Raw genomic sequence first — 6,533 nt, forward strand, 5'->3', positions numbered from 1 at the left:
TGACCCGAAACCAGCACGCTCGGCCACCGCCTCCATGTCGAGCGAAGATTGGGCGATCAATTCGCGTGCGAGCGCTACACGCAGGCCGTGAATGTAGTCTACAGGGCTCATTCCGGCATATTCATGGGAGGGCCGTTAGTGGCGACGACGCTGGCACTGGAAGTGGCCGCCGCGACCGCCGGCCTGGGAATGATCTATACCTTCGATGAATTCCTGCGTCCGCAAATCGACAGCGGCGCGCTCGTGCCGGTGCTCCACGAGTGGTGGGAGCACTTTTCAGGGCCGTTCCTGTACTACCCGAGCCGCACGCACATGCCCGCGCCGTTGCGTGCGTTCATCGATTTCGTGAAGGAAGAGTGACCGGCTTCCCGTCCGTTGGCTATCGGTTGGCGAAGAACGACTTTGCAGCGCTCAATGCGTCTTCGACTGCAGCCCGGTCCACATCCAGATGCGTGACCCAGCGCTGTTTGGTCGCGCCATAGGCCGACGTAATGCCAATTCCGTGCGACGCGAGGTGCGCCGAGATTCCCTCGGCAACCGCGCCGTCCACTTCGACGAAAACGATGTTGGTATCCGGCATCGTGACCTTGAGCTGGCTGAACGATGCAAGGCCTTCGGCCAGTGCCTTCGCGTTCGCGTGGTCGTCGGCGAGACGCTCCACGTTGTGTTCGAGCGCGTAGAGGCCCGCCGCCGCGAGAATCCCGACTTGTCGCAAACCGCCGCCCAGCATCTTGCGCGTACGCCGCGCCTTCGCAATCAGCGGCGCACTGCCGACCAGCACCGAGCCGACCGGTGTACCCAATCCCTTCGACAAACACACGGACACCGTATCGAATGGACGCGCGAGGGTCGCGACAGGCATCTTCAGCGCCGTGGCCGCGTTGAAAATGCGCGCGCCATCGAGATGGGTAGCCAGCCCGTGGCGGCGCGCAAGCGCTGTCGCCGCCTCCATGTATTCATGCGAGAGGACCTTGCCGCCGATCGTGTTTTCCAGCGCGAGAAGCCGCGTGCGCGCGAAATGCGAATCGTCGGGCTTGATCGCTTCTTCGATATCCTGCAGTGCGAGCGAACCATCGGGCTGATTGTTCAAGGGCTGCGGCTGAATGCTGCCGAGAACGGCCGCGCCGCCGCCTTCCCATTTGTACGCATGGGCCTGCTGGCCCACGATGAACTCATCGCCCCGTCCGCAATGCGCCATTAGCGCAACCAGATTCGATTGCGTACCCGATGTCAGGAAAACCCCGGCGTCCTTGCCAAAGCGTTCTGCGAGCGTTTCTTCCAGGCGGGTGACGGTAGGGTCATCGCGAAAGACGTCGTCGCCCACTTCCGCCGATGCCATCGCGGCGCGCATCGCCGGGCCGGGTCGCGTAACGGTGTCGCTGCGGAAGTCGTGCTTGATCGGGGTACGCATTGCGGCTCCTGGTTTGTGGAGCGCTTATTTTGCCATTGTGGACGCGCGGTCGTGAGCTGCGTCATAAAGGCCGGTGGGATTGACGAGTCCGCGATTACCCACAGTTGCTCAATTAAATCAATGACTTGCAGCCGAAACCTACGAATGAGAATTAACTTCAGGCACGAGCTTATAAAGCACTTGAAGTTAGGTTCGCGCGCTACACAATATTTTCTAAGCAAATCAAGAGTTTAAGAAGTATTCCTAAAAAAATTATTAGGTTTAATATAATTCTCTTTTAGATCAAATGGTTAACACGTGTATCTAATGCAAATTATTAAGTTTTGCCGCTGTCGACGCAAGCGGAACGCGCCGCGAAGCTCCGAACGTATAATCTTCCGCAATCCACTGCGACCAAGCCTCGACTCCCATGAACGCGCCCGACCCGCAATTGCAAGACGATCCCTACATCGGCCGCTATGAACGCTCCGCCGGACATGGTGCCGAATGGTGGCGCGTGACGCTCTCCGACAGGCCCCAGATGTACCGGATCGAACATGGGCGCGACGAGGCGCCGGCGAATATCGATACCGTCGTCGATCTTGAAAACCTGAAATCGAAGCTGCAAAAGTGGCATCGCGAAGGTTTTCTGCGTCCCGGCGACAAAGAAGCGCCCGTTGCCGGCGAAGGACGCAACGGCTTTCTCAAGGACCTCAAGCGCGCAGCACCGGGCAAAGCAATGTTCGCCACGCTTTCTCAGCCGGACCATGCCACTACTTTGATCGGCACAGTCGAAATGCCGCTCGGCCACGCCGGTCCGCTCGTGCCGCGCCTGAATCCCGCCTACCTCTTCCCCGGGCGCTTCGCCGACATCCTTCAGGACATCGTGGAAAACCGGCGTGTGATGCTGATCGGACACACCGGCGCGGGCAAAACCAGCCTGATCGAACAGGTCGCGGCGCGCTCGCAACACGGCGTGCTGCGGGCGAATATGAACGGGCAGACGACCATCGGCGATTTCGTGGGGTTCTGGACCGTGAAAGGCGGCGAAACCCTGTGGGTGGACGGCGTGTTGCCGACCGCGATGCGCGAAGGCCTCTGGCTCGTGGTCGATGAAATCGATTTTGCCGAGCCATCGATCCTCGCCGTGCTGACCGCCGTGCTCGAACCGCACGGACGCTTGCTGCTGAAGGAAAAAGGCAACGAGCTGGTCGCGCCGCATGCGTCGTTCCGGTTGTTCGCGACCGCGAACGCCGTTGGTGCGATGAGCATTTATCGTCATCTGTACCAGGGTGCAAACCTGATGAACGAAGCCTTTCTCGACCGATGGCGCGTGTACCTGATGGATTATTTGTCGCCGGAAGAGGAAGCCGAGGTGCTGATGCGCACGCTCGGCGCGCGCATCACGCCGCCGATGGCAAACACGCTCGCCGCGATTGCCGCCGATTGCCGCGCGGCCTTCGCCCGGGAAGATCTGGCGAGCGCGTTTTCGACGCGCCGTTTGCTCGACTGGGCCGACCTCATGCTTCGTTCGGGCGATCCGGAGCGCGCCGCCGGCCCTGCGATCTACGCAAAAGTGAGCGCGGAGGACGCTGCGCTGATACGCAGCATCATCCGGCATCACATCGCGTTTGACGATTGAGCCGCGTTGGTGAGCCGCGCCCAACTCACGCCTGACACGCTAAGCCGGCTCGCGCGGGTCCTGACGGGCCGCTATGGCGTGACCGTCTCCTTCGATGCACGCGGCCCGCGTGTCGAACGCGAGCGCATCGTGCTTGCGGAACCCGCGCCGGATTCACCGGACGCGGACGCCCTCACCGGCCAGCTCGATCTGCTCGCGGCGCGCTGGAAGTTTTCCGTCATCGATGAGATCGACGCGCTGCCTTCAGGTCCGGCGCGGCAACTTGCCGAGGTCATAGAAGACCGGCGTGTATGCGAGCGTTTGTTCACCGACTATCCGGGTGCCCGTGGATATATCGAGAGGCTGCGCGCGCAGAAGGCGCATGCCACGCACCAGAAATGGTCCACGCTTTCATGGCGCGACAAGCTGATCTGGCTTGTCGAAGGCGCGCTGTGGGGCGAAACGCCCGCCGTCACGGAACGCACGCCCGCGCTTCTGGCCACGCTCGGCGCTGTGACCGATGCACTGGAAACTGCGCGCAAGAGCCGGTCGACGCGCGAAAGCATCGCGAATGCGCACGCGCTCGTGGCGCGGATCAGATCGCTCGGCGCGGGCGACGTCAATACGATGATGTTCACCGCCGACGCCGATGACACGCTCGACGCAGAGCAATCCGCAAGCGATCCGGACACCGCATCAGAAAACGAAACGCCGGATGCAGCTTCAGCCGATGCCACGACCAGCGCGCCATCGCCGTCGGACGCCGCTGCGCAGGCTTCCGAAGCACAATCGCCCGCGGCACCCATGTCGCTGGACAACATAGATCTGATCGACGGCCGCCCGCGCCTCTCGATCCCGCTCACCACCGCATACGACATCATCACCGACCTGACGGGCCGAGGCGACCCTGCAGCGTGGCGAAACCTGCGCGCACTCGCCCGTGCGGAAACCGCGCCGCTGACCGCACGCCTTGAACGTGCGCTCAAAGCCGACGAACAGACGCATTGGAAACGCGAGCAGGAACGCGGCGAAATCGACCGGCCGGCGCTGGCGAAGCTCGTGGTGTCGCCGGGTTATCGCACGCCGTTTCGTGTCAAACGCACGACCGAAGGGCGCGACGCGGCAGTAACTCTGCTCATCGACCTCAGCGGGTCCATGGCCGGAAAAAAGATGGATCTGGCGCGCCTGTGTGCAGCGGCGCTGTGCGATGCGCTGATGCAGTTGTCGTTCAAATGCGAAGTGCTGGGGTATAGCTCCGTAGAGTCCACGGAGATGCAAGCGTATTACCAACAGATGCTCGGAGAAGGCGAAGATCTAACCCGATACAACCGCAAGCTCGAACGCCTGGACCTGAGGATCTACAAGCGGTTTGGATCGAGCAATCCCACCGGCCTGAGCACAATCGACTGCAGCCACGAGAATCCCGACGGCGAAGCGCTGGTCTGGGCGGCCGGCCGGCTTTTGGCGCAGCGGGCAGGACGCCGCATCCTGATGGTGCTGTCCGATGGTTACCCCGCCACCGGCGACGGACATCCAGTCATCTTGCGAACTGATTTGCGGGCGCGGATCGGTGAAATCACGGCATCGGGAATCGAACTCGTTGGCATCGGCTTGCTCGATGACGCCGTAGAAAAGTTTTATGCGCATAACATCGTCGTGCAGAAACTCGTTGAGCTTCCAACCATGGCGTTCGCGATTTTGAGCAAACTCCTGCTATCGAAGTGCGGGTAGAAACACCCGCGACTAAAAAACAACTCTGACCCCGGTATTTAATTCAATAGCTTGCTAACGAATTGTCGGCGAAATACAATGCGCGCCATGCCGACAATCGACGTACTCCGACAATCCGTAAGCAGCGCGCTTGTGATCGCCTCCCGCCAGTGGCGGCGAACCAGTCATAGCGTGATCGCCGCCTACAACGTCTCCGAAGCCTGCGCTACCCCGCTGCTTATCGCGGGGCGGCTCGACGCGGCCGTTCGGCAGGTGGCGCTGGCGGAAATGACGGGGATCGAAGGCCCGTCGCTCGTGCGTCTGCTCGATCAACTGTGCGCCGCCAGTCTCGTGCGCCGCGAAGAAGATCCAGACGACCGGCGCGCCAAGATCATTTCCCTCACCGACGAAGGCCGCAGCGTCATCGCCAAGATCGAGAAAGAACTGATCGGCCTGCGCGCCGATGTGTTGCAAAACGTCACCCAAGAAGACCTGGAAGCCACCCTGCGCGTATTCGCCGCGTTTAAACTGGGTGCGGCGACGCCCGCGTCCCAGGCATCGTCGAAATCCCATCCGGCCGGCACCGATACGGAAGAAGGCGTCTAGCGCACCATGACGTACCCCACTTCGCGCGAATGGCTGTTTTCGGTCAAGACCTTCATTGCTTCCATGCTGGCGCTTTACATCGGCCTCAAGCTGGAATTGCCGCGTCCGTACTGGGCGATGGCGACCGTGTATATCGTCTCGAATCCGTTTGTGGGCGCAACCCGCTCGAAGGCTTTGTATCGCGCGCTGGGAACCATGATCGGCGCGGCGGCGGCTGTGCTGTTCGTGCCGCCATTCGTGGAATCGCCGTACATTTTCAGCGCCGTCGTTGCAATCTGGACAGGCACGCTGCTGTTTCTCGCCATATCCGACCGCACCGCGCGCAGCTACGTCTTCATGCTGGCGGGGTACACCATGCCGCTGATCGCCCTGCCCTCCGTCATGAACCCGGCCGGCATCTTCGATCTCGCCGTTTCACGGACCGAGGAAATCGTGCTCGGCATCGTGTGCGCGAGCGTGGTCGGCGGCGCGTTGTTCCCGAGCCGTCTTGCGCCCACGCTGATCGAACGTACCGACGCCTGGTTCCGCGACGCCGCGTTCTACACGAAGGAAACGCTTTCCGGCCGGCTCTCCGGTCAAACCATTGCGGCATGCCGCCAGCGGATGGCCTTGACAGTCAATCAGCTTGAGTTCCTGCTGAGCCAGCTTGCCTACGACCATAGCCGGCCCGACGTCCTTGCTCGCGCGCAAGCGCTGCGCGGACGGATGCAATTGCTGCTGCCGATCATGTCGGCTATCGGCGATCCGCTCGCGGCGTTGTTCAGCGGCCAGCAGCCACCGCCGGACGGTCTCAAGCCGCTTCTCGACGATATCGTCAAGTGGTTCGACGAACCCGTCGATGCGAAATCGGGGTCCGCTGATGCCGATGCCAACGCCGACGCATTGCGTGCCCGTATCGCAAGCCTGCAACCCGATGGCGACGGCCTGCGCACGTGGGACGGCGCGCTGCTCTCGAGCACGCTCTGGCGGCTGAAACAGCTCGTGGATGTCTGGCAGGACTGCCGCTCGCTGCGCGTGATCATCACCAACGAGCAAGGATCGTGGCGGCCGCGTTATCGACACTGGCGGCTCGGCGGCACGCAGCAATATTTCGATCGCGGCATGCTGATGTTTTCGGCGGGCTCGGCCATGCTCGCCATCTTCGTTTCCATGAGCATCTGGATTGCGTCCGGCTGGAACGATGGCGCGGGCGCCGTGACGCTGGCA

At 61.9% G+C, this 6,533-nt stretch carries 6 protein-coding genes and 1 pseudogene; 5 read left to right on the plus strand and 2 right to left on the minus strand.

Annotated elements, in window-relative coordinates; all coding sequences use genetic code 11:
• Positions 1-114, minus strand: a pseudogene (locus tag ACRXB1_RS27390) (GlxA family transcriptional regulator); the annotation flags it as partial.
• 24 nt (positions 115-138) lie between these two features.
• Here ACRXB1_RS27390 and ACRXB1_RS27395 point away from each other — a divergent pair.
• Positions 139-360, plus strand: a complete 222-nt coding sequence (locus ACRXB1_RS27395) for a hypothetical protein (protein WP_449493812.1) — start codon at positions 139-141, stop codon at positions 358-360.
• Positions 361-379: 19 nt separating this feature from the next.
• Here the strand turns inward: ACRXB1_RS27395 and ltaE are convergent, their stop codons facing one another.
• Complete coding sequence (gene ltaE / locus ACRXB1_RS27400) at positions 380-1,411, minus strand: low-specificity L-threonine aldolase (RefSeq protein WP_174365649.1); 1,032 nt, start codon at positions 1,409-1,411, stop codon at positions 380-382.
• A gap of 409 nt (positions 1,412-1,820) precedes the next feature.
• Between ltaE and ACRXB1_RS27405 the strand changes: the two genes are divergently transcribed.
• From ACRXB1_RS27405 to ACRXB1_RS27420, 4 genes are all read left to right on the plus strand, one after another.
• Complete coding sequence (locus ACRXB1_RS27405; protein ID WP_062003066.1) at positions 1,821-3,032, plus strand: AAA family ATPase; 1,212 nt, start codon at positions 1,821-1,823, stop codon at positions 3,030-3,032.
• A gap of 9 nt (positions 3,033-3,041) precedes the next feature.
• On the plus strand, positions 3,042-4,742 hold the full coding sequence (locus ACRXB1_RS27410; RefSeq protein WP_174363887.1) for a cobaltochelatase CobT-related protein: 1,701 nt from the start codon (positions 3,042-3,044) through the stop codon (positions 4,740-4,742).
• A gap of 78 nt (positions 4,743-4,820) precedes the next feature.
• Positions 4,821-5,327 carry a MarR family winged helix-turn-helix transcriptional regulator gene (locus ACRXB1_RS27415; RefSeq protein WP_449493813.1) on the plus strand — a complete coding sequence of 169 codons (507 nt, stop codon included), beginning with the start codon at positions 4,821-4,823 and terminating at the stop codon, positions 5,325-5,327.
• 6 nt (positions 5,328-5,333) lie between these two features.
• Positions 5,334-6,533 (plus strand): FUSC family protein (locus tag ACRXB1_RS27420; RefSeq protein ID WP_449493814.1); only part of this gene is annotated, 1,200 nt, incomplete at its 3' end.

The sequence above is a fragment of the Caballeronia sp. M23-90 genome (assembly GCF_053574605.1).

What these genes read in the sequence shown, in the direction of transcription:
- ltaE (WP_174365649.1), bottom strand. Translation starts at nt 1,411, where the DNA reads ATGCGTACCCCGATCAAGCACGACTTCCGCAGCGACACCGTTACGCGA.
- ACRXB1_RS27405 (WP_062003066.1), top strand. Translation starts at nt 1,821, where the DNA reads ATGAACGCGCCCGACCCGCAATTGCAAGACGATCCCTACATCGGCCGC.
- ACRXB1_RS27415 (WP_449493813.1), top strand. Translation starts at nt 4,821, where the DNA reads ATGCGCGCCATGCCGACAATCGACGTACTCCGACAATCCGTAAGCAGC.